The organism is Burkholderia cepacia ATCC 25416 (assembly GCF_001411495.1).
Taxonomy (GTDB): Bacteria; Pseudomonadota; Gammaproteobacteria; order Burkholderiales; family Burkholderiaceae; genus Burkholderia; species Burkholderia cepacia.
Genome location: NZ_CP012981.1, coordinates 2,765,902 through 2,785,841, shown reverse-complemented (window position 1 = coordinate 2,785,841; position 19,940 = coordinate 2,765,902). Strand labels below are relative to the sequence as shown.

General features: G+C 70.1%; 16 protein-coding genes. 6 read left to right on the top strand and 10 right to left on the bottom strand.

Annotated elements, in window-relative coordinates; translation table 11 throughout:
• Positions 1-85 precede the first annotated feature (85 nt).
• From cobA to APZ15_RS12835, 4 genes are read left to right on the top strand one after another with little or no spacing between them, the layout of a single operon-like run.
• Positions 86-835, top strand: a complete 750-nt coding sequence (gene cobA / locus APZ15_RS12850; protein ID WP_027787429.1) for a uroporphyrinogen-III C-methyltransferase — start codon at positions 86-88, stop codon at positions 833-835.
• The gene (locus tag APZ15_RS12845; protein ID WP_027787430.1) at positions 832-1,209 is read left to right on the top strand and encodes a cobalamin biosynthesis protein; all 378 of its coding nucleotides are present in this window, start codon (positions 832-834) and stop codon (positions 1,207-1,209) included. The genes cobA and APZ15_RS12845 overlap by 4 nt, the downstream gene beginning before the upstream one ends.
• A gap of 37 nt (positions 1,210-1,246) precedes the next feature.
• On the top strand, positions 1,247-1,849 hold the full coding sequence (gene cobO, locus APZ15_RS12840; RefSeq protein WP_021160089.1) for a cob(I)yrinic acid a,c-diamide adenosyltransferase: 603 nt from the start codon (positions 1,247-1,249) through the stop codon (positions 1,847-1,849).
• Between the two features lie 2 nt (positions 1,850-1,851).
• Positions 1,852-3,156, top strand: coding sequence for a cobyrinate a,c-diamide synthase (locus APZ15_RS12835; RefSeq protein WP_027787431.1), 1,305 nt, complete (start codon positions 1,852-1,854; stop codon positions 3,154-3,156).
• A 27-nt stretch (positions 3,157-3,183) separates the two neighbouring features.
• Here APZ15_RS12835 and bamE read toward each other — a convergent pair whose 3' ends face one another.
• Together bamE and APZ15_RS12825 are read right to left on the bottom strand one after the other, a co-directional pair.
• Positions 3,184-3,723, bottom strand: a complete 540-nt coding sequence (gene bamE / locus APZ15_RS12830; RefSeq protein ID WP_027787432.1) for an outer membrane protein assembly factor BamE domain-containing protein — start codon at positions 3,721-3,723, stop codon at positions 3,184-3,186.
• Positions 3,724-3,876: 153 nt separating this feature from the next.
• Positions 3,877-5,040, bottom strand: coding sequence for a M20 aminoacylase family protein (locus APZ15_RS12825; protein ID WP_027787433.1), 1,164 nt, complete (start codon positions 5,038-5,040; stop codon positions 3,877-3,879).
• A gap of 341 nt (positions 5,041-5,381) precedes the next feature.
• Here APZ15_RS12825 and APZ15_RS12820 point away from each other — a divergent pair, with 341 nt between their 5' ends.
• Together APZ15_RS12820 and APZ15_RS12815 are read left to right on the top strand one after the other, a co-directional pair.
• Positions 5,382-6,455: a type IV toxin-antitoxin system AbiEi family antitoxin gene (locus APZ15_RS12820; protein WP_027787434.1), complete on the top strand. Its 1,074-nt coding sequence runs from the start codon at positions 5,382-5,384 to the stop codon at positions 6,453-6,455.
• Positions 6,424-7,329, top strand: coding sequence for a nucleotidyl transferase AbiEii/AbiGii toxin family protein (locus APZ15_RS12815; RefSeq protein ID WP_027787435.1), 906 nt, complete (start codon positions 6,424-6,426; stop codon positions 7,327-7,329). Before APZ15_RS12820 ends, APZ15_RS12815 begins: the two co-directional genes overlap by 32 nt.
• 54 nt (positions 7,330-7,383) lie before the next feature.
• Here APZ15_RS12815 and APZ15_RS12810 read toward each other — a convergent pair whose 3' ends face one another.
• From APZ15_RS12810 to APZ15_RS12775, 8 genes are all read right to left on the bottom strand, one after another.
• Positions 7,384-7,800: a PIN domain-containing protein gene (locus tag APZ15_RS12810; RefSeq protein ID WP_027787436.1), complete on the bottom strand. Its 417-nt coding sequence runs from the start codon at positions 7,798-7,800 to the stop codon at positions 7,384-7,386.
• Positions 7,797-8,057 (bottom strand): type II toxin-antitoxin system VapB family antitoxin, encoded by a 261-nt coding sequence (gene vapB, locus APZ15_RS12805; RefSeq protein WP_049096496.1) that lies wholly within the window; start codon positions 8,055-8,057, stop codon positions 7,797-7,799. Before vapB ends, APZ15_RS12810 begins: the two co-directional genes overlap by 4 nt.
• A 250-nt stretch (positions 8,058-8,307) precedes the next feature.
• Entirely contained in the window at positions 8,308-9,324 is a 1,017-nt protein-coding gene (locus tag APZ15_RS12800) for a GNAT family N-acetyltransferase (RefSeq protein ID WP_027787437.1), read from the bottom strand.
• Positions 9,324-10,163: a formyltransferase family protein gene (locus tag APZ15_RS12795; RefSeq protein ID WP_027787438.1), complete on the bottom strand. Its 840-nt coding sequence runs from the start codon at positions 10,161-10,163 to the stop codon at positions 9,324-9,326. The genes APZ15_RS12800 and APZ15_RS12795 overlap by 1 nt, the downstream gene beginning before the upstream one ends.
• Positions 10,164-10,249: 86 nt before the next feature.
• The gene (locus APZ15_RS12790) at positions 10,250-12,478 is read right to left on the bottom strand and encodes a TonB-dependent siderophore receptor (protein ID WP_455768392.1); all 2,229 of its coding nucleotides are present in this window, start codon (positions 12,476-12,478) and stop codon (positions 10,250-10,252) included.
• A 46-nt stretch (positions 12,479-12,524) separates the two neighbouring features.
• Positions 12,525-13,889, bottom strand: coding sequence for a lysine N(6)-hydroxylase/L-ornithine N(5)-oxygenase family protein (locus APZ15_RS12785; protein ID WP_027787440.1), 1,365 nt, complete (start codon positions 13,887-13,889; stop codon positions 12,525-12,527).
• A 32-nt stretch (positions 13,890-13,921) separates the two neighbouring features.
• A complete protein-coding gene (locus APZ15_RS12780) occupies positions 13,922-14,956 on the bottom strand; it encodes a GNAT family N-acetyltransferase (protein ID WP_027787441.1) in 1,035 nt (344 codons plus the stop codon).
• Positions 14,946-19,940, bottom strand: coding sequence for a non-ribosomal peptide synthetase (locus tag APZ15_RS12775; RefSeq protein WP_027787442.1), 4,995 nt, complete (start codon positions 19,938-19,940; stop codon positions 14,946-14,948). The genes APZ15_RS12780 and APZ15_RS12775 overlap by 11 nt, the downstream gene beginning before the upstream one ends.

Genomic DNA, 19,940 nt, shown 5'->3' with positions numbered 1-19,940 from the left:
TCATGCTTCACCTGTCTGCTGGCCGCCGCCCCGCCCGCCTTCCCGTTTCCACTGTTTCGACACGGTGCGCGCCGTGCCGCGCCCGATGAGCCGCGCCTGGCTCATCGGCGCCGGCCCCGGCGACGCCGACCTGCTGACGCTCAAGGCCGTCCACGCGATCGGCTCGGCCGACGTGCTGCTCGTCGACGATCTCGTGAACCCCGACGTGCTGCGCCATGCGCGCGCCGATGCGCACATCGAGCACGTCGGCAAGCGCGGCGGTCATGCATCGACGCCGCAGGAGGCGATCGTCGCGGCGATGCTCGCGCATCTGCGCGCGGGCCGCAGCGTCGCGCGGCTCAAGGGCGGCGACCCGTTCGTGTTCGGCCGCGGCGGCGAGGAGCTGGCCGCGCTCGGCGTCGCGGGATTTCAAGTCGAGGTCGTGAGCGGCGTCACGGCGGGCATCGCCGCGCCGGCCGCGCTCGGCATCCCGGTCACGCAGCGCGGCGACGCGCAGGGCGTGATCTTCGTCACGGGCCACGGCGCGGGCGCCGACGAACCCGACTGGCGCGCGCTCGCGGCCACGCGCATGACGATCGTCGTCTACATGGGCATCCGCCGGCTCGACACGATTGCAGCCGCGCTGCGCGAAGGCGGCCTGCCCGGCGACACGCCGTGCGCGGCGATCGAGAACGCGACGCGCCCCGAACAGCGGCACGTGCTCGCGACGCTCGACACGCTCGTCGAGCGTGTCGGCGCGACCGGCATCGGTTCGCCGGCGATCGTCGTGATCGGCCGCGTCGCGGCGTTCGCCAACGATCCCGCGGTACGCGCCGCACTCGGCAGCCGCGCATGATGCGCGTCGCGATCGGTGTCGGTTTCCGCGCGGGCGTGACGGCCGCGCAACTCGATGCCGCGATCCGCATCGCGCTGATGCGGTACCCGGCTGCCGAACCGGCGCTCGTCGCCACGCTCGCCGACAAGGCGCGCGCACGCGCGCTGCGCACGCTGTGCGCGAGACGCGGCTGGCCGCTCGTCGCGTTCGACGCGGCACAGCTCGCGAGCCGCCCCGAACTGGCCGTGAGCGGCCCGTCGGATGCCGCGCTCGCCCGCTTCGGCGTCGCGGGCGTGGCCGAGCCGTGCGCGCAGCTCGCGGCGCCGCACGGCCGGCTGCTGGGCCCCAAATCCATCCGGGACGGCGTGACGGTCGCACTCGCCGGCCCGCTCTGAACCCTTTGTTTCGCTTTCTTTCGACAGGACGAATCCGATGAAAACCGACGCCGAATCCCATCAACGGATGACCGAACGCCGCCGCGCGGGCCACGAGAAGAAGCAGGCCGCCGCCGTCAACGAAAAGGGCCTGCTGATCGTCAACACCGGCAACGGCAAGGGCAAGAGCACGGCCGCGTTCGGCATGGCCGTGCGCGTGCTCGGCCACGGCATGCGGCTCGGTGTCGTGCAGTTCATCAAGGGCGCGCTGCACACGTCCGAGCGCGACTTCCTCGGCGCGGTTGCCGAATGCGATTTCGTGACGATGGGCGACGGCTACACGTGGAACACGCAGAACCGCGACGCCGACATCGCGACCGCGCGCAAGGGCTGGGACGAGGCGCGCCGGATGATCGAAAGCGGCGACTACCGGATGGTGATCCTCGACGAGTTGAACACGGTGCTGAAGTACGAATACCTGCCGCTCGACGAAGTGCTCGCGACGCTTGCCGCGCGTCCCGATTCGGTCCACGTCGTCGTGACCGGGCGGCATGCGCCCGACGCGCTGATCGACGCGGCCGACCTCGTCACCGAGATGCGGCTCGTCAAGCATCCGTACAAGGAGCAAGGCGTGAAGGCGCAGCGCGGCGTGGAGTTCTGAGCATGCCCGCCTGCCCCGCGCTGTTCGTCAGTGCGCCCGCGTCGGGCCAGGGCAAGACGTCGGTGACGGCCGGCCTCGCGCGGCTGCACCGCCGGCTCGGCCGCCGTGTGCGCGTGTTCAAGACCGGGCCCGACTTTCTCGATCCGATGCTGCTCGAACGCGCGAGCGGCGCCCCCGTGCATGCGCTCGATCTCGGGATGGTCGGCGAGGCCGGCTGCCGCGCGTTGCTTGCCGATGCCGCACGCGATGCCGACCTGATCCTGATCGAAGGCGTGATGGGGCTGTTCGACGGCACGCCGAGCAGTGCCGACCTCGCGGCTGCGTTCGGCGTGCCGGTCGTCGCGGTGATTTCCGCGAAGGCGATGGCGCAGACGTTCGCGGCGATCGCGTTCGGGCTCGCCCGGTTCCGGCCGGGGCTGCCGTTTCACGGCGTGCTCGCGAACCGCGTCGGCTCGGCCCGGCACGCGGAACTGCTGCAACAGGCGCTGCCCGACGACCTGCACTGGCTCGGGCACGTGCCGGCTGACGCGGGCATCGCGCTGCCGGAGCGGCATCTCGGCCTGCACCAGCCGGCCGACATCGACGATCTCGACGCACGGCTCGATCGCGCGGCGGACGTGCTCGCGCAGACGGCGCTCGCCGAATTGCCGCCCGCCGTCGCGTTCGCCGAACCGGACGCCGCGGCGCCGCTGCCGCGTGCGCTCGCCGGCAAGCGGATCGCGATTGCGCGCGACGCGGCGTTTTCGTTCATCTATCCGGCGAATCTCGCGCTGCTCGAGGCGCTCGGCGCGCGGTTGCGCTTCTTCTCGCCGCTCGCCGACGAACCCGTGCCGGACGATTGCGACGCGCTGTTCCTGCCGGGTGGCTATCCGGAACTGCATGCGGCGACGCTCGCGGCGAATGACGCCACCGCACGGACCCTTCGCGCGCATGCGGCGGCTCGCCGGCCGATCGTCGCGGAATGCGGGGGGATGGTGTATCTGTGTGAATCGCTGACCGACGTCGACGGTGTCACGACGTCAATGCTCGGGCTGTTGCCGGGGCGGGCGACGATGCAGCGCCGGTTCGCGGCGCTCGGCATGCAGCAGCTCGATACGCGTACCGGGCCGATGCGCGGCCATACGTTTCATTATTCGACGCTCGCGACGCCGCTGGAACCGGTCGCGAACGCGGCGCGCCCCGACGGCAAGCCGGGCAGCGGCGAAGCCGTCTATCGCCACGGCGCGATCGTCGCGACGTACATGCACCTGTACTGGCCGTCGAATCCGGAGGCGGTCGTGGCGCTGTTCGGCGGCACGGCGTTCTGACCGAAAAAACGGCGAGGCGCCGCGATGTCAGGGTTTTTCGCGGCCCGGCGCTTCCGAGCGCGAAGTGCGGATCACGGTGCCGTCGGGCGAGAAATGCGCGTTGAACATCGCGTCGCCCGATACGCCGCCCTCGGCCCAGTGCCAGCTCCACACCTCTTCGTGGCTCAGCGCGTATTGCGCGATCTCGGTCGGCTTGCCGAGCAGTTGGCGCACGTCGTCCTTCGACATCCCGGGCACGACCTTCGCGATGTTCGCCGCCGTCAGCGCCTGGGTGATCGACACGAGCCGGCCGTCGGGCCCGAAATCGAGCATGTAGGTGCTCGTGCCGTACGGGCCGCGCGGATATTCGAACCGCTGCGAGCCGTCGTCGCCCTGCCTGACCATTTCCGGCTTGCCCGCCTGGCGGAGCACGTCCTCGGTCGTCGACACGCCCGGCTGCAGATTGCCGAACGCCATCGGATCGGGCTTGATCGCATTCACCGCGTCAGCCACTTTCTGGTCGTCGCACCCGGCTGCCAGCATGGCGACCGCACAGGCGGTCAGTACGGTCAGAAACTGTTTTCGCATTTCATCCACACCTGTATTCATCGCGCCGGTCCGGCGTCGCGCGCAGCGTAGCACGCGACCTGTTCCGTCGATGTCAAGGAGCGTCAAATGCGGTCACGGCCGCTGCGACCGGTTTTGCAGGCGCGGCAGCTCGCACGCCGCCGCGCCGCCGCATCACACCAGGAACGCCTCGGCCAGCTTGACCCAGTACGACGCGCCGGTAGGCAGTGCCGCGTCGTTGAAGTCGTAGCCGGGGTTGTGCACCATGCAGCCGCCCTCTCCGTCGCCGTTGCCGATGATCAGGTAGCAGCCCGGCCGCTTCTCGAGCAGGAACGCGAAATCCTCGCTGCCGGTGAGCGGCACCATCCCGTCGATCAGGTTCGCTTCGCCCACCCACTCGCGCGCGACGCCGCGCGCGAACGCGGTCATATCCGTGTCGTTGACGAGCACCGGGTAGCGGCGCTGGTAGTCGATCGTCGCGGTCGCGCCGAACACGGCGGCCTGCGCATGCACGACTTCCTTGATGCGCGTCTCGAGCAGGTCGCGCACCTCCGGCTTCAGCGCCCGTACCGACAGGCGCATCTGCGCGCGATCGGGAATCACGTTCGGCGCCTCGCCCGCGTGGATCGCGCCGACCGTGACGATCGCCATGTCGAGCGGCGACACGTTGCGCGACACGATCGTCTGCAGCGCAATGACGATCTGCGCGCACACGACCACCGAATCGACCGCCTTGTGCGGCACCGCGCCGTGGCCGCCGCGGCCCTGCACGTCGATGACGACGGTATCGGACGACGCCATGAACGGCCCCGGCAGGAAGCCGAATTTGCCCGTGGGGAACCCCGGCATGTTGTGCATCGCGAAGATCGCGTCGCACGGGAACAGCTCGAACAGCCCTTCGTCGAGCATCTTCTTCGCGCCGCCGAGCCCTTCTTCCGCCGGCTGGAAAATCAGGTTCAGCGTGCCCGAGAAGCGGCGCTCGCGCGCAAGATGCTTCGCGGCCGCGAGCAGCATCGCCGTGTGGCCGTCGTGACCGCATGCGTGCATCTTGCCGGCGATCTTGCTCTCGTACGGCAGGCCCGTGGCCTCGTGGATCGGCAACGCATCCATGTCGGCGCGCAGGCCGAGGCGCTGCGTGCCGTTGCCGACCTTCAGCTGCGCGACGACGCCCGTGCCGCCCAGCCCGCGATGCACCGTGTAGCCCCACGACTGCAGTTGCTCGGCGACGAGATCGCTCGTCGCGAATTCCTCGAAGCCGAGCTCGGGGTGGGCATGGATGCGGTGCCGGATCTCGATCATTTCATCGGCGAGGCCTGCGGGAATCACGCTGTGCGTCACGGTGTCGTCTCCTGTTTCTGCGGGGAATGTGCAGGCAAGGATAGTCGGTTCGCCGGCAACCGGGCAGACGAAAAGTCGTCGCGGTAGCAACCGATGGTTGCCGGACAGGGTATCGCGCGCGATATGAGCTGACCGGCCATCCGGGTGACTGCCGCACACGGTTCGGGCGCGTGAGACTGTGGGCTTGACAGCGATTTGACGAGCGCCAGGATTCGACGATGACCGTTCAAGCATCCGGAATAATGCCGACACATCAACGTGTTACAGGCAATTGTTCATTTTTTGACGCATGTACATTTTTTGTGTACGCTGATGAGCAAGTGAACAAGCAATCGCCTCCGATGCCCGAGAACGCCCCCCTTCCGATGTCGGAACAGCACGTGCTCGACGAAGCCTGCGCCGCGTTCGAACGCGCGACCCGGCGCTTCGGCGCGCGGCCCGTGCGCGTGCCGGCCGCGTATGCCGGGCAAGCCGACGCGATGATCCGCTTCGACGTTGCCGGGCACGTATTCGAGATGCCGGCCGCCGTGAGCCTGCGCGTCGAATCGCTGCCGGGCGCACTCGCGGCACTGCGCCGCCGCGGCATTGCGACCGCGACACCCGGCGAGCGGCCGCTGATGCTGATCGCCCCCTATCTTTCGGCCGAACTGGCCGCCGGCCTGACCGACCAGGGCATCCCGTTTCTCGACACCGCGGGCAACGCATGCCTGATCCAGCCGGAAGCGACCGTGATGATCGCGGGCCGGCCGAAACCCGCGCGCACGCCGCGCCGGCAGGCATCGCGCGCGACGACGCCGAAGGGGCTGGCCGTGATGTTCGCGGTCGCGACACAGCCGGGCCTCGTCGCGCAGCCGTATCGGGCGATTGCGGCCGCATCGGGTGTCGCGCTCGGCACGGTCAACCTCGCGATGGACGACCTGATCGCGCGCGGCCTCGTCGGCCAGCGCCGCAATGGCGAGCGCCTGATACCCGACTGGCCGCGCTTCGTGCACGAATGGGTTGCGCTGTACCCGAGCCGCCTGCGCGCGAAACTGCCGAGCCGTCGTTATGCCAGCCTCGCGCCCGACTGGTGGCGCGATTTCGATTTCGCGTCGTTCGATGCGCGGCTCGGCGGCGAACCGGCGGCCGACCTGCTGACGCACGATCTGAAGCCGGCCGAGATCACCGTCTATACGCACGGCGCGGCATCGAACCGCCTGCTGCTCCAGGCCCGCCTGCGCCCGGACGACCGCGGCGACGTCGAAATCGTCGAAGCATTCTGGCCGCACTCGCCCGCGCTCGATTGGCACGAGCCGCGCATGCCGCTCGTACCGCCGCTCCTGATCTATGCGGATCTCGTCTCGTCCGGGGACAGCCGCAACCTTGCCGCCGCCGAACGGATCCATGACCGATACCTCGCCCATCCGCCCGCTTGAAGTCGACGCGCGCCGGCCGCTCGACCCGGCGGCGGTCGCGCTCTTGCAAGCGGTGAGCCGTGCCTGCGCGCGCGTCGATGCGGCCTTCGTCGTCGCCGGCGCAACCGCGCGCGACATCCTGATGTGGCACGTCCACGGCATCCGGCCGGTGCGTGCGACACGGGACGTCGACGTCGCGGTGTGCGCGGTGAGCTGGCCGTTTCACGCGCAGCTCGTCGATACGCTCGTTGCGACCGGGCAATTCACGCGCGCACCGAAACAACAGCAGAAACTGCTGTTCGACAGCGGCACGCACGGTTTTCGCACCGAACTCGATCTCGTGCCGTTCGGGCCGCTCGAAACGCCGCCGGGCGCGATCGCGTGGCCGCCGGGCGGCGAATTCGTGCTGAACGTGCTCGGTTTCCAGGAAGCGGTGGACACCGCGCAGCCGGTGTCGATCGACGCGCGCACCGTCGTGCCGGTGGCCAGCCTGCCGGCGCTCGCGCTGCTGAAGCTGCTCGCCTGGAAGGACCGGCGGGCACGCCAGAACAGCGATGCGTACGACCTGCTGTTCCTGCTGCGGAATTTTCACGATGCAGGCAATCGCGAGCGCATCTGGGACGCCGCCCCCGACCTGCTGGAGCTGCATGCGTTCCAGCCCGGCCTTGCCGCCGCCGCGCTGCTCGCGCGAGACGCGAAACGGATTGCCTCGCCGCACACGCGCGACGCGATCCGCGTGCTGTTGTCCGACGAAGCGACCTATGCCACGCTCGGCCAGGATCTGCTGGCACGTGCGTTCGCGCTGTTGCCGGGTGAATTCAGCGATGACGCCAACCGGTATCTCGACGCATTCCGCGACGCCTTTCTCGCGGATTCACCCGCACCGCACGCATGACACGACGCCGTGGATGTGAAGCCGCGACGTCATCCCGCTTTCGCACTGCCGCGCTCAGGCCGCCCAGTCTTCGAGCGACAACCCGGCCACCCGGCCGAATTCCCGGCCGTTGTTCGTGACGAGCACCGCACCGGCGGCGATCGCATGCCCGGCGATCGACGCATCGTTCGCACCGATCGGCGTGCCGCGCGCGGCGAGATCGGCACGAATCGCGGCCGTCGCATCGACGGCCGCCGTATCCCACGACAGCACGCCATCGAGCCGCGAGACAAAGGCCGTCACGAGTTCCGCATGCTTCGGCGACGCCTTCCTGCCGACTGCGCCGAACCGCATTTCGGCATAAGTGATGGCCGACACGACGATCCGGTGCTGCGCATTGACGCACGATTGCAGCCGCGACAGCACTACCGGCGGCCGCTCGCGCATGATGAACGAACAGATGTTCGTATCGAGCATGTAGAGCGTGGTCACTGGCCGGACTCCGTCGGCGCGGCGCCGCCGGAAAGGTCGAAGCGGCCGGACTCGATCACGGCCGGGCGTTCGGCGAGGAAATCGGCGTCGGCCAGCGGTTCGCTCGCGAACGAGAGCCACGTGGGCCGCACCGGCCGCAGCATCAGTGTGTCGCCCTCGCGGCGGATCTCGAGTTCCGTCACCCCCTCGAACTCCATGTCCTTCGGGATGCGGATTGCCTGGTTACGGGCGTTCTTGAAAATGGAAACGGTACGCATGAGCCACTCCATGGGAGTACGATGCGCCCATTCTAGACATATGCCAGCATATGTCAAATTGAGAGGACGCAAATCGGACGTCGCGCCCCACGCTGCCACGGGTGTTTTTGTCATGTTGCCGGCCTGTCGTCGATGAGGAGAGCGATCCATTCTTCACGACGCAGGCCACGCAGTCCATATCCCGAACGGCCGATGCCGGTGCGGCACCGCACCGCGCGCAACGCCGCACCGACGCTGCGCACCCGCGCCGTCACGGCAACCGGAAAGTGTCGAAGAATGTGTCTCGCTCGATCACGGTGAGCGCCGCGCGCTTGTGCGGGAAGTCGAACTCCTTCAGCGTGTAGAACCCGAGCCGGTGCATGTACGCGATGTGCCGCACGTGATCGACGCGCGGCTCGCCGACGAGCCGCTGCGTGCGCGGTTCGTCGACGAACATGTAGTGCAGCACCCCGCTCCACCATGCATGCAGCTTGCCGGCGCTCTGGAACCGCGAGTCGCCGATCAGCAGGTGCAGCCCGCGATCGTAGTCGTGCGCATCGTAGAACGGCGCGAGACGATCCTCCTTCGCCCAGTAGAACTCGAAATAGCCGAACGGCGTGTCGTCGAAATAGCCGATCATCGGGTGCATGTGCGGATCGGCGAGCCGCTCGGCAAGATACGCCGCGTGCTCGTCGCGCGTGCCGCGTTGATCCCAGAAATGCGCGACGCGATCGAGGTTCATCCAGCCGCTGAACAGGTCCGCATGCGCGTCGATGTCGACGGTACGCAGGCTGAACGTCATCCCGACCTGCGGCATATGGCGTGCATAGATCTCGCCGGCCGGCGACGGCGGCCGCACCGGGTGCCGGTGGCCGTTCGTGATCGCATGGCGCAGCGGCATCCCGCCCGACGCGGGCGCCTTCAGCCACGGTCGCGGGTTCTGCCAGAAGGTCGTGCGCGATACGGTGAACCGCAGCGTGTCGCCCTCGGCCTGCGCGCCGTCGATCACGCCCTCGCGCACCGCGCGCGCGACGTACGACGCAACAGCCGCCGCATCGGCGCCGCCGAGCGGCACCGTGATCGTCGCCGCGTCGTATCGCGTGTCGGTGTTGAAGAGCGCGACGAACGCCGCGAGCAGTGCCTCCGGCGAATCGTCGGGCCGCCATGCGTCGAGCGAGCGCTCGGCGACCGTCATCGCCGGCCCGTGCGCGGCGCCGTCGAGCGCCGCGGCCACTTCACCTTCGACGGCGTCGGCGGCGCCGGCCGGTTTCGTCAGCGTGTCTTGCATCACAGTGCTCCCGCGTCGTGGCGATCGGCGAGAACGTGCAGCCCCCGCTCGAGCGCCGGAAACAGGCTGCGCTGGAAGTTGTTCCAGCGCAGTTCGAGAATCGTGTCGCCCGGTGCGATCGGCGTGTCGAGCACGTCGCAGATCACCTCGCCGGAATCGATGCCGTTGTCGACGTAGTGGAACGACGCGCCCGTCATCATCACGGGCTCGACGGACGACGTCGCGCCGCTCGCCCAGTCGACCCGTTCGCCGCGCGCGCCGTGCAGCGCGTCGAGCGTCGCCCATGCGCCGCGCCGCTGGTACGGCGAACCGTCGGCGGTGATGCCCGGGTGGATGTTGGCGATGCGCCGGTGAAAGCGCGCGCCGGGCCGTACGAGCTCGTCGAGGATCACGAGCAGCCCGTCGAGCACGACGACATCGGCTTCGAGTTCGAGCAGGCGCTCGAGCAGGCGGCGCTCGAACGCCTGTTTGCCGGCTGCACGCTCGCGTGCGTCGCGCGGCAGCCGCCGGTATGTCGACGCAATCGTGCAGAACAGTTCGTCGACCGGCCGGCCCTGCACCGTCAACCCTTCCGGCAGGATCCACGGGCGGCCCGGCGTACGGGCGAAGCCGTAGTCGGCCACCTTCGCGCGGTCGGCCGGCGAACCGTCGTCGTCGTCGACGATCACGCCCTTGAGCGTGTAGCGCTCGCCGAGCAGCGAGTCGTTCAGGCGCTCGACGAGGAATTCGAGCGGCGCCTTCATGTAGCGCGTGCCGCCCTGATAAGCGACCGGCTGGCCGGCGCGATCGGCTGCGCCGTTGCGCAGCGACTGGATGTAGACGAGATTTTTCTTCGGCATGGATGCGTCGTGGAAAAGCGGACGAAGGCGCCGCGACCGGCCCGCGCCGGCCACGAAGGCCGGCCGGCGGGCCGCGGCGCGCATCGTCACCAGTTGTATTTCGCGGTCGCGATCACCGTGCGGTCGGTGCCGAACACGCAGACGTTCATCGACTGGCAACCGCTGATGTAGTGGCGGTTGAACAGGTTCGTCCCGTTCACGGCAAAGCGCCAGTTACGCGTGTCGTAATGCACGCCCGCGTCGAACAGCGTGACGCTCGACACCGTCAGCGAGTTGTCGGCCGCACCGGCCGACGCGCTCTGGTAGCGAACGCCGCCGCCCAGGCCCAGGCCCGACAGCGGCCCCGTGTGCCACGTCCAGTCGGCCCACAGCGACGCCATCTGGCGCGGACGCGGAATATCGACCGGCCAGTTGTTCAGTGACACATCGTTCGCCTTCACGTTCTTCACGTCCTGGTACACGTACGACGCGATCAGCGACAGGTTCCGCGTGACCTTGCCGGTCGCGCTCAGTTCGATCCCGCGCGAACGCACTTCACCGGTCTGCACCGACTTCGTGCCGGTAGGGTCCTGATCCGGCAGCGCCGGCGTGAGCACGTTGGTCTGGTTGATCTGGTAGATCGCCGCGTTCAGCATCAGGTTCTTGCCGGGCGGCTGCCAGCGCAGGCCGGCCTCGATCTGCTTGCCGCGCGTCGGCTGGGGCAGCCCGCCGCCGAGCAGGTTCACGCCGATCAGCGGGTTGAACGACGTCGCGTAGCTGACGTACGGCGACAGCCCGTAGTCGCCCTGGTACGTGAGGCCGACGCGGCCGGTGAACGCCGTCACGTCCGCCTTCGTCGACGTGCCGCCCGCGCGGTCGTCCATCCGCATGTTGACCCAGTCCTCGCGGCCGCCGAGCGTCAGCGTCCAGCGGTTCCACTTGATCTGGTCCTGCGCGTACAGGCCGAACGTGTTCATCGCCGTGTACGTGTTCGTACGGAACGTGGTGTCCGGATTCGAGAACACCGACAGCGTGACCGGCGTGTAGACCGGGTTGTAGATGTTCAGCGGCGACGCGGCGGCGAGCCATTCGCTGTCGGTCGCGGTCTGGCGGTTGTACTGGAAGCCGAGCAGCAGCGTGTGCTGGAGCGGGCCCGTCGCGAAGCGGCCCTCGACGTTGTTGTCGATGTCGAAGCGGCTGTAGTTCATCTGGAACACGCCGGCCCAGCGCGACACGTCGGTCGTGCTGCCCTCGACGAAGCCGTTGCCGAACACCGAGCCGTTGTCGAGCGACAGGTGCATCAGGCGGACGTTCTGCCGGAACTTCCACGCCGAAGTCAGGTTCTGCTCGAACTGGTAGCCGACCGACCACTGCTTCTTGCGGTAGTAGTTGAAGTTCGGGTCGCCTTCGTAGACGTCCTTGTTGATTTGCCCGCTCGGGTTCGGCAGCACCGTGCCCACCGCCGGGACGAAGTTCGACGAGATGTCGCCCCAGTCCTGCAGGTACGTCGCGGACAGCGTCAGCGACGTATCCGCGTTCGGGCGCCAGCGGAACGACGGCGCGAGCGCGACGCGCTGGTCGTTGTTCGGGCCGGTCAGCGCATTGCCGTCGCGCGCGACGCCGACGAACCGGTACGCGTACTTGCCGTCCGGGTCGAGCTTGTCGCCCACGTCGATCATGAACTGCTTGCGCGCGTAGTTGCCGATCTGCACGCCGGCCTCGCGCACGCGCTCGCCGTCGGCGAGCTTGGTCTGCACGTCGATGATCGCGCCGGGGTCGCCCGCGCCGTACAGCACCGAGGTCGGCCCGCGCAGCACGGTGATGCTGTCGATCATGTACGGATCGACGCGCCAGCTCGCGAGGTTGATCGTGTTCGGCACCTGCAGCCCGTTCACGTAGGCGGTCGGCGTGAAGCCGCGCAGTGCCGCGTACCAGTCGGAACGGTTGTCCGAGCCGTACGACGAGAAACCCGGCACGTAGCGCAGTGCCGCGTTCACGTCGGTCGCACCGGTCATCTCGATCTGCTGCGCGGTGACGACGTTGATCGTCTGCGGGATCTCGTTGATCGGTGTATCGGTCTTCGTGCCGGTCCGGCTGCGCTTCGCGACGAGCCCGACCGTGCCGTCCCCTTCCGAGGCCGCGTTGACGTTGATCGTCGGCAGCGTACCGGTCGACGCACTGGCCGCCGCACCGCCCTGCGCACTGCTGGCCGACGCCGCGGCGCCTGCGTTCACGGCCGGCGCCGTCTGGGCATATGCCTGCCCCGCCGCCGCACCGAACGCCACGCTTGCCGCGGCTGCGATCGCACGCAAACGCGTGCCTGTTGCCCACTCCATCTTTCTCTGCTCCACTTTTTTCATGCGGTCTCCGACCGCGCCTTTGTCAAAGAGCGAAAGCCATCCGGCCCGCGCTCACCCCGTTTTCTTGTCTTGCCTTGGCCGCGCCTTCGTCATGGGCGGGCGCGATCCCGTCTTCGAGCGACGCGCAGATTTCGTCCGCGCGGCGTGCCAGTACCGACAGCAACGTGTCGGACAATCCATGGCTGTCTTCGCAGCAGCCTTGCAGGTAGATGCGCGGCGCGAAGTGCGCGGGCGTCGCGAGCAGGTAGTCGCGCGTCACGTCGCCACGCTCGAGCGCATCGCCCAGGTGCGGCGCGAGCCCTTCGAGCAGCGCCGAATGCGTGTCGCGGCGGTAGCCGGTCGCGAGCACGAGCGCGTCGAAGCGCTCGACGCGCGTCGCGCCGCTCATCCGGTCGCGCAACGTCAGCTCGATGCGGCCGTCGGCGGTGCGCGCCGCGCCCTCGATCGCGCTGTTCGCGAGCAGCGCATGACGCGGCGTGCCGTCGATGCGCTGCAGGTACAGCATTTCGTAGATCTGTTCGATCAGCGGCCGGTCGACCACCGCGTAGTTCGTGTCGCGATAGCGCTCGAGCAGCGCGCGGCGCGCGTCATGCGGCTGCGCATAGACGACATCGGTGAATTCGGGGCTGAAGATCTCGTTGACGAACGGGCTGTCGTCGGCCGGCTTGAGCGCGCCCGCGCGCATCACGAGGCTCGCGTCGACATGCGGGAAGCGGCGCGCGAGATCGATGAACACCTCGGCCGCGCTCTGCCCCGCGCCGATCACCGCGACGCGGCGGCGCTCGCCGTCCGGCGATGCGACGAGCCGGTCGATGTCGGTCAGGTAGGACGACGAGTGGATCACGCGGTCGCGGCCGAGCGCGGCGAACGCGTCCGGGATCGCCGGCGTCCCGCCGACGCCGACCGACAGCGCGCGCGTGACGCGTTGGCGCTCGTGGCCGGCGGCGTCGCGCGACAGCACGCGCAGCGCGTCGATCCGCGCGCCGTCGCCGCGCACGGGCTCGATGCCCAGCACGGTCTCGCTGTAATGGACGCGATCGTCGAACGCGTCGGCCACCCAGCTCAGGTAGTCGTGGAATTCGACGCGGGTCGGGTAGAAGTTCTTCAGGTTGACGAATTCGTTCAGCCGGCCGCGTTCGAACAGGTAGTTGATGAACGTGTAGCGGCTTTTCGGATCGCGCATCGTGACGAGATCCTTCAGAAACGAGATCTGCATCCGGCAGTCGTCGAGCAGCATCCCGCGATGCCAGCCGAATTCAGGCTGGCGCTCGACGAAGCAATGGGCGAGCGTACGTGCGCCGCCGCGCTCCGCGAGGCGCACGGCCAGCGCCAGATTCGACGGCCCGAAGCCGACGCCGATCAGGTCGAATACGGTTTCTCTCTGCATGTCTCAGCTCCCTTGTCGGTGAATCCGGCCCGTCAGACGTGACGGCCGGAGAAGAACGTCTCGCGCAGCGTGCGCATCCACAGCGGCTGCGCGTCGGCCAGCGCGAGACGGCGCTGCCGCGCGAAGCCATGCCGCGCGAGATGGTCGGCAACCCGCGCGTGGCCGGCCGGAACGGCACAGCCGACCGCTTCGGTACGCGGGTCGTCGAGAAACAGGTAATGAACGACGGACGGCAGCCAGCCCGCCACGCAATGCGGGCCGCGCCAGCGCGATTCGCCGACCAGCATCCGCAGCCCGCGGTCGTAGTCGCGCGCCGCGACGTGCGGCGCGAGCGCGTCTTCCTTCAGCCAGAACGCCTCGAAATACGCGAACGGTTCGCCGTCGAAGCAGCCGACGAGCGGCGTGACGTGCGGGTCGGCATCCGGCGCCGCACCTTGCCCGCCGTCCACGCCAGGCTGCGCGCCCGGCCAGCCGTCGCGCACGCGCGGCTCGTCGAACCAGCGCGCGACGCGTTGGGCATCCTCGGCCGGCTGCCAGCCGCGCAGCGTGAAGCGCACGCCGAGCGCCGGCAGGTCGCGCGCATACACTTCGCCGCGCGGCGCCGGCGGCCGGCGCGGGTGGCGGCGGCCGTCGGTGAACACCGGCAGCGTCGCGCACGGCAGATGCGGGCCGACGAGCCACAGGTCGGCCTGCTGTGCCCAGCCTTCGCGCATGCAACGGCCGGCGTCGGCGAGCACGCCGCTCGCGCGCAGCGCATCGAGCGCGACCGCCGGCCATGCGGCCGGGTCGAGCCGGATCGACGCGTGGCGCGCGCTGTCGGAAAACGCCGCGGCCAATGCGGCCAGCAGCGCACGCCGCTGGTCGGTCGGCGACGCGCGATGGTTGTATGCGACGAGGCGCAGTGCGCCGTCGTCGCCGAGTTGCGCGCGCAACAGCTGCGCACCGATGCCGTCGCCCTGCGCGACGCGGATCTCCGCGCCGTCGCGCACGGCGAACAGGCCGTCCGCGAACGCGAGGCGGTAGGTATCGAGCATCGTGAATCCGTCCGGACGCACTTCAGCCAGCATGGCGTTCCTCCTGTCCCGTTTCCGTGCATGCCTCGAGCCGCGCGCCGAGTGCTGCGAAGGTCGGCGACGCGAACAGGTCGGCGACCGTCAGCGCGTGACCGGCCCGGCTGGCCGCGTCGACGAAGCGCACGACGTCGAACGACGTCGCGCCCGCTTCGAACAGGTCGGCATCGGGCTCGGGCGCGGCCGTCGCGAACGTGTCGGACCACAGCGCCGCGAGCGCGGCAGCCGCATGCGGTGCGCGTGACGACGTTGCGGCGCGTGCGTCGCCTGCCGCGGGCGCGCGCGGCGATGCTTGCGCAGCGGCATGCGTGTCGGGCGCGCCGAGCGCGGCTTCCGACGCGCCGGCGAAGCGCGCGACTTCGTCGTGGTAAACGTCGACGAGCGCATCGACGAAGCTGCGGTCGAGCAGTTCGTCCGCATACGAGAACGCGGCGCTCACGCGCCCGTCCGGATGCTCGACGACGTCCAGCTCCAGCGTGAACACGACGCGATGGCGTACCTCGTCGAACCCGGCCAGCGACAGGCCGGCCCAGTCGCGCGCGGCGGCACCGGTCGGGCGCAGGTAGTTGAACATCACCTGGAACAGCGGATTGGCCTGCGCGGCACGCGGCGCGCGCAGCGCCGCGACGACGTCCGCGAACGGCACGTCGGCGTGCGCATAGGCCGCGAGCGCCGTGTCGCGCACCTGTGCCAGCACGTCCGCGCGACGCGCGGCCGGGTCGATCCGCGTGCGCACGACGACCGAATTGATGAAGAGGCCGAGCGCCTCGCGGGCCGCGTCGCCCGTCAGCTCGCGCGTCGACGCGAGCACGCCGACCGGCTGGTCGGCCGCACCCGTCGCGCGGAACAAGGCGGTGTTGAGCGCCGCGTGCAGCAGCATCGGCAGCGTCGCGTGCGCGGCCGACGCCGTATCGCGTGCGGCGCGGATCAGCGCGCCGTCGAATTCGAACGCGATGCGCGCCGCGCGCCATTGCGGCACGGCCGGCGCGTTGGCGCGCTGCGGCAGCAGGCGCACCGGCAGGTCCGTCAGCGCATCGCGCCAGTAAGCGACGCGGGCCGGATGGCACGGCGCGGGCAGCACGAGCGGCCGGGCGACCGGCTGGGCGATCTCTCCGGCTGCCACAGCACCGCCCTGCATGCGGGCGACATAGCGCGCGCGAACCGCATCGAGCCACAGCTCGATCGATTCGCCATCCGACACGATGTGATGAATCGTCAGCGACAGCACGTGATCGTCCGCGCCGAGCCGCAGCACCCGCGCGCGCCACAGCGGCGCATCGGCCGCGAGGTCGAACGGCGCGAGCGCATCCTCGTCGGTCAGTGCCGCCGCGCGGGCAAGCACATCGGCTTGCGCCGACAGGTCGATCACCGGCAGTTCGACGGAAACGCCTGCGTCGATCCGCTGGCCCGGCAGCGCGCCGTCACGCGCCACGAGCCGCGCGCGCAGCGCCGGATGCACGGCCACGACGTCCGAGAAGGCCGCACGCAGCGCATCGACGTCGAGCGGGCCGCGCACCCGCAGCGCGACCGGAATGTTGTACGCGGCGCTGTCCGGCTGCGCGCGCCACAGGAACCACAGGCCGAGCTGCGCCGGCGACAGCGGCCATACGCCGTGGGCGTCCGGTTTCGCCACCGCAACACCCGGCGCCGCGGCACCGGCATGCGCGGCGCGCGGGGCATCGGCCACCTGACGCGCGTACTGCGCGAGCACCGGCGCTTCGAACAGCGCGCGCACCGGCACGTCGCGGCCGAGCCGTTCGGCCACGCGCGTCGCGACGCGCACGGCGGCGAGCGAATGGCCGCCGAGATCGAAGAAGTGATCGCCCCGGCCCACACGCTCGAGATTGAGCACGTCGCACCAGATCGCCGCGAGCGCGGCTTCGTCGCCGTCCTGCGGCGCTTCGTACGCGCGTTCGACGCGCACGGGCGCCGGCAGCCGTGCGCGGTCGACCTTGCTGTTCGCGTTGCGCGGCAGCGCGTCCAGCACGATCAGCTGCGCGGGCACCATGTAATCGGGCAGCGTGCGGCGCAGGTGTGCGTCGAGCGTCGCGGCTTCAACCGGCTGCGCGGCCGCCCGTGCGTCGGCGGTCAGCTCGACGTACGCGACGAGCTGCGCGAGTGCGCCCTGCCCGTGCACGACCGCGCATGCTTCACGCACCGCGTCGTGCGCGGCAAGCTGTGCCTCGATCTCGCCGAGTTCGATGCGCAGCCCGCGCAGCTTCACCTGGTGGTCGACGCGGCCGATGAAGTCGAACACGCCGTCCGCGCGGCGCCGCACGAGGTCGCCCGTGCGGTACAGCCGCGCGCCCGGCGCGCCGTACGGATCGGGCACGAAACGCTCGGCCGTCAGCGCCGGGCGGTCGAGATAGCCGCGCGCGACGCCGATCCCCTCGCCGCCCAGGTACAGTTCGCCGATCACGCCGACCGGCAGCGGATGCAGCCGCTCGTCGAGCACGTGCGCGGTGCGTGCGCCGACCAGCGTACCGATCGGCAGGTACGCGGCGTCGCCGAGCTTCGCGAGATCGTCGCCGGGCCGGAACATCCACAGCGTCGGCGTGATGACCGTCTCGGTCGGCCCGTAGCCGTTGACCACGCGCACGTTCGGCAGCGCGCGGCGCAGCATCGCGAATGCCTCGCGCGACGTCGCTTCGCCGCCGACGGTCAGCGACCGCAGTGTCGGCGGCGCGCCGTGCGCGAGCGCCCATTCGGCGAGTTGGGCGGCGCAGCCGGGCGGCACGTAGGTCATCGTCACGCCGTCGCGGACCATCATCGCGCAGGTCTGCGCGGGCGGCCACAGCACGTCGGCCGTCACCGACACGGCGGCGCCCGACATGTACTGCGAGAACCAGCCTTCATGCGCGCCGTCGAAGTTGACCGACTGGAACAGCAGGAACACGTCCTGCTCGCCCGCGCCGTAGCGTTCGGCGATCGCCGCGCAATGCAGCGCGAACGATGCATGGTCGACGATCACGCCCTTCGGCTTGCCGGTCGAGCCCGACGTGTAGATCGCATAAGCCGCATGCCCCGGCAGCACGTCCGGCAGCACGACGTGCGCCGCTTCGTCGAGTGCAGCAACTTCATCGGCGCGCCACACGCGCAGCGCCGGCAGCTCGGGCAACGACGCGGCGCTCGCGCCGTCGGTCAGCACGTGCGCGATGTTCGCGTCGCCGACGATCTGCGCGAGCCGTTCGCGCGGATGAGCCGGATCGAGCGGCACGAACGCGGCGCCCGACTTCAATACCGCGATCAGCGCGACGAGCAGGTCCACCGAGCGCTGCAGCGCGACGCCGACCCGCATTTCCGGCCGTACGCCGGCCGCCACCAGATGGCGCGCCAGGCGGGCCGCGCGCGCATCGACTTCGCCGCGCGTGAACGCACGATCGATATCGGCGACGCCGCGCGCGTCGGGCCGTGCCTGCGCATGCGCGGCGATGCGTGCATGCACGGGCACGAACGGCTCGGCATCGGTCGCGCCGGCCGGCGCGTTCCATGCAAGGAGCTGCGCGCGCTCGGCGGCGGGCAGCCAGTCGAGATCGCCGACCGGCATGTCGGGGCGCGCGAGCGCATCGGCAAGCAGCGTGACGAAGCGCGCGGCCAGCCGTTCGATCGCATCCGCATCGAACAGGTCGAGCGCGTAGATGAACGCGGCGTCGAAGGTGCCGTCCGGCGTCGCTTCGACCGACAGCGTCAGGTCGAATTTCGCGGAAGGCGTACCGGACGGCAGCAACGCGGCCGACGCCGCGCCGAGCGCCGGCAACGCACGACGCTCGCCGTATGCGGCCATCACCTGGAACAGCGGATGGTGACTCGCGCTGCGCGGCACGCCGAGCGCGTCGACCACCTGCTCGAACGGCACGTCCTGATGCATCTGCGCGTCGACGAGCGCACGCTGCGTGCGCGCGACCAGCGACGAGAAATCGCCGTGCGCGGGCACGTCGACGTCGATCGCCAGCGTGTTGACGAAGAAGCCGATCAGGCCGGCGACTTCCGCGCGTTCGCGGTTCGCGGCCGGCACGCCGACGCAGATCCGCGCATCGCCCGTCGCGCGCGCGAGCAGCGCATCGAGCGCGGCGAGCAGCACCGCGAACGGCGTGGCGCCCGACGCGGCCGCGAATGCGCGCAGTTGCGCACCGATGCGCGCGTCGAGCGAAAACCCATGGCGGGCGCCGCGCGCACTGCGGCGCGCGGGTCGTGCGGCCGCGCCCGGCAGCGTCAGCACGCCGCGCTGCGGATCGAGCCGTTCGCGCCAGAACGCGAGCTGGCGTTCGCGCTCGCCGGCGTCGAGCCAGCGGCGCTGCCACAGCGCGTAGTCGGCGTACTGGATCGGCAGCGGCGCGAGCGGTACCGGCCGGTCGGACGCATACGTGCGATAGAACGCCGCGAGTTCCTCGAGCATCACGCCCGACGACCAGCCGTCCGACACGATGTGGTGCACGGTCAGCGCGAGCCAGTGATGCGTCGCGTCGAAGCGCACCAGGTGGGCGCGCACGAGCGGCGCCACGCCGAGATCGAACGGTTCGGCTTCCTCGGCCGTCGCGACGGCTTGCGCGCGCGCCATGCGCTGCGCGTCCGGCAGCGCTTCGAGACCGGTTTCGCGCCACGGGCAGCGCATCGGCGCGTGGATCGTTTGCGCGACGCCGTCCGGCGCTTCGTCGAAGGTCGTGCGCAGCGCCTCGTGGCGCGCGATCAGCGCGTCGCATGCCAGGCGCAACGCGTGCGCGTCGAGCGGGCCCGTCAGCGCCAGGCGCTCGGTGATGTGGTACGCGTCCGGCGCATCGATCAGCCGCGCATGCAGCCACAGCCGCGTCTGTGCGAACGACGCCGGCACGCGGTCGCTGCGCGGCGTGCGCGGCGGGATCGGCAGCACGCGAAAATCGATGCCGGCCGCGCCGAGCTTGTCGATGAACACCGCGCGCTGCGCGTCGGGCAGTTGCGCGAAACGCGTCGCGAGCGCCAGCCAGTCGGGTTGAACCTTCGTCAT

What these genes read in the sequence shown, in the direction of transcription:
- APZ15_RS12775 (WP_027787442.1), bottom strand. Translation starts at nt 19,940, where the DNA reads ATGACGAAGGTTCAACCCGACTGGCTGGCGCTCGCGACGCGTTTCGCG.
- cobO (WP_021160089.1), top strand. Translation starts at nt 1,247, where the DNA reads ATGAAAACCGACGCCGAATCCCATCAACGGATGACCGAACGCCGCCGC.
- cobA (WP_027787429.1), top strand. Translation starts at nt 86, where the DNA reads ATGAGCCGCGCCTGGCTCATCGGCGCCGGCCCCGGCGACGCCGACCTG.
- APZ15_RS12815 (WP_027787435.1), top strand. Translation starts at nt 6,424, where the DNA reads ATGACCGATACCTCGCCCATCCGCCCGCTTGAAGTCGACGCGCGCCGG.
- APZ15_RS12845 (WP_027787430.1), top strand. Translation starts at nt 832, where the DNA reads ATGATGCGCGTCGCGATCGGTGTCGGTTTCCGCGCGGGCGTGACGGCC.
- vapB (WP_049096496.1), bottom strand. Translation starts at nt 8,057, where the DNA reads ATGCGTACCGTTTCCATTTTCAAGAACGCCCGTAACCAGGCAATCCGC.
- APZ15_RS12790 (WP_455768392.1), bottom strand. Translation starts at nt 12,478, where the DNA reads ATGGAGTGGGCAACAGGCACGCGTTTGCGTGCGATCGCAGCCGCGGCA.
- APZ15_RS12795 (WP_027787438.1), bottom strand. Translation starts at nt 10,163, where the DNA reads ATGCCGAAGAAAAATCTCGTCTACATCCAGTCGCTGCGCAACGGCGCA.
- APZ15_RS12820 (WP_027787434.1), top strand. Translation starts at nt 5,382, where the DNA reads ATGCCCGAGAACGCCCCCCTTCCGATGTCGGAACAGCACGTGCTCGAC.
- APZ15_RS12800 (WP_027787437.1), bottom strand. Translation starts at nt 9,324, where the DNA reads ATGCAAGACACGCTGACGAAACCGGCCGGCGCCGCCGACGCCGTCGAA.
- APZ15_RS12780 (WP_027787441.1), bottom strand. Translation starts at nt 14,956, where the DNA reads ATGCTGGCTGAAGTGCGTCCGGACGGATTCACGATGCTCGATACCTAC.
- APZ15_RS12785 (WP_027787440.1), bottom strand. Translation starts at nt 13,889, where the DNA reads ATGCAGAGAGAAACCGTATTCGACCTGATCGGCGTCGGCTTCGGGCCG.
- APZ15_RS12835 (WP_027787431.1), top strand. Translation starts at nt 1,852, where the DNA reads ATGCCCGCCTGCCCCGCGCTGTTCGTCAGTGCGCCCGCGTCGGGCCAG.
- bamE (WP_027787432.1), bottom strand. Translation starts at nt 3,723, where the DNA reads ATGCGAAAACAGTTTCTGACCGTACTGACCGCCTGTGCGGTCGCCATG.